Here is a 1,784-nt window from a genome sequence, read left to right as displayed (position 1 = left end):
GGTCGTTAGGGAGCGCAGAGAATCAACATGCGGATTTGATCTTGTGCTGGGCGGCTTCCGGGGTGAGGAAAGCTGTCAGGTCCGCGGGCGTGCGGAACCTTGCGGTGGACGGCGGGATCGCGTGGCCGAGCTCGACCAGGAGAGGCTGCACCTCCTGCACGGCTCTCGACATGGTGCTGCGGGTGACGCCGAAGAGTGCGGCAAGGAGGTCGTGGGTGCCGATCCTCCGCTGGTGGAGGACGGCGGCGAGGATCCGGTCGGGTGCAGTGAGTGTGTCCTTGGCGCCGGCGCCCCGGGCCCGGAGCCGATTGCCGCCGCGCTGCTGGTGCCGGCGCTTCTCGCGTCTGTCATCGAGGGCAGGGATCAGCGTGCGGATCAGCTGGTCCAGCTGTGCGGCCGTCATGCCTGTCAGTTCCGGGTCGCGGAGCGAGACGGGGCCGGGGCGGGCTGAGGCCCGGGCGGGGGCGGTATCTGCCGGTGTGGCGGGGTCGGCTGCCCGGGGCGTCGGCTGCGCGTGTGCAGTGTTGAGGGTGTAGTTCCAGTCGCCGTGGAAGCGGTGGCGGCGCATCGGCAGGGCGTCGATCTCGGCGTCGGTGACCTTGATTCCGGTGTCGTAGGCGCCCGTGTCCAGATGGGCCTCGACCCGTAACCCGGTTCGGGTGGTGGTTGCGGCGATGCTGTTCACGATGACGTCGTGGCTGGTCAACGGCCTGCCACGCCAGTTCATGCTGATGTGGGAGAAGAGCCGGTGCTCGATCTTGTTCCACTTCGACGTGCCCGGCGGCATGTGGCAGACCGTGATCTCCAGTCCCGTCTCGGCAGCGAGCGCCGCGAGTTCGGTCTTCCAGGCGCGGGTGCGGTGCCCGTTGGAGCCGCCTGCGTCGGCGGTGATCAGAAGCCGGTTGGCGGCCGGGTAGTCGTACCGGCCGCGGGCCTGCCACCAGCGGCGGATGGAGGCGACCGCGAACGCCGCGGTGTCGTGATCCGTGCCGACATTCACCCAGCCGGTGTTCGCGGCGATGTCGTAGATCCCGTACGGGATCGCCTTGCCCGGTCCCTGCCGGTCGAGGAAATCGTGCGTCCTGACCTTCACCGGCTCACCGGTCGGCCGCCACTCGCGCCCAGCGTTCCGGTACTCGCCGACCAGCTCCTTCTTCTTGGTGTCCACGCTGATCACCGGCTGTCCGGTGTCCATATGGGCCTGGGCCTGCTCGCTGATGTAGTGGAACTGGGCGTCGCGGTCCGGGTGCTGGGCGCCCTCAATGGTCTTGGCGTTGGCCTGCAGGCTGAAACCTTCCTCTCGCAGCAGGTCGCCCACCGTGTCGGCGCCGATCTTGTGCCCCTTCCGGGTGAGTTCCCCAGCCAGTTTCCTGGTCGACTTCGTCGTCCAGCGCAGCGGTGACATCGGATCCCCGCGCGAGTCCGGCTCAACCAGGGCGAGCAGGGCCGACCGGAGTCCCGGGTCTATATCGGCTGCTTTCTTGCGCCCGCCCCCGGGTCGGCGGATTCGTCCCAACGGTTCCGCCCCGGATTCCAGCTCGTCCACGCCCTTGCGGATCGTGGTCTCGCTGACCCGGGCCGCCTGCGCGACGGCCCGGATCCCGCCATGGCCCAGCAACCGGGCCTCGGTTGCCATCAGCAGGCGTCTCTGCCGCTCGTCGAGGTGCGGGAACAACGCCTCGAACCGCAGAGCGAGTTGACCACGGATCGACTCGGAGATGCGCATACCACATCAACGAGCCGCAGAGCGGGAAGCAACACGTTGATTCTCTGCGCTCCCTTAG

1 protein-coding gene is annotated in these 1,784 nt (G+C 68.4%); it reads right to left on the bottom strand.

What is annotated here, in order from left to right; genetic code table 11:
• Window positions 1-22 precede the first annotated feature (22 nt).
• The gene (locus ACFC79_RS38230) at window positions 23-1,726 is read right to left on the bottom strand and encodes an ISAzo13 family transposase (RefSeq protein ID WP_376249887.1); all 1,704 of its coding nucleotides are present in this window, start codon (window positions 1,724-1,726) and stop codon (window positions 23-25) included.
• Window positions 1,727-1,784: the final 58 nt, after the last annotated feature.

The sequence above is a fragment of the Streptomyces sp. NPDC056061 genome, assembly GCF_042266885.1.
GTDB lineage: Bacteria > Actinomycetota > Actinomycetes > Streptomycetales > Streptomycetaceae > Streptomyces.
This window is presented reverse-complemented; position numbering and strand designations above follow the sequence as displayed.

Coding starts and splice junctions, on each gene's coding strand:
- ACFC79_RS38230 (WP_376249887.1), bottom strand. CDS start 1,726: ATGCGCATCTCCGAGTCGATCCGTGGTCAACTCGCTCTGCGGTTCGAG.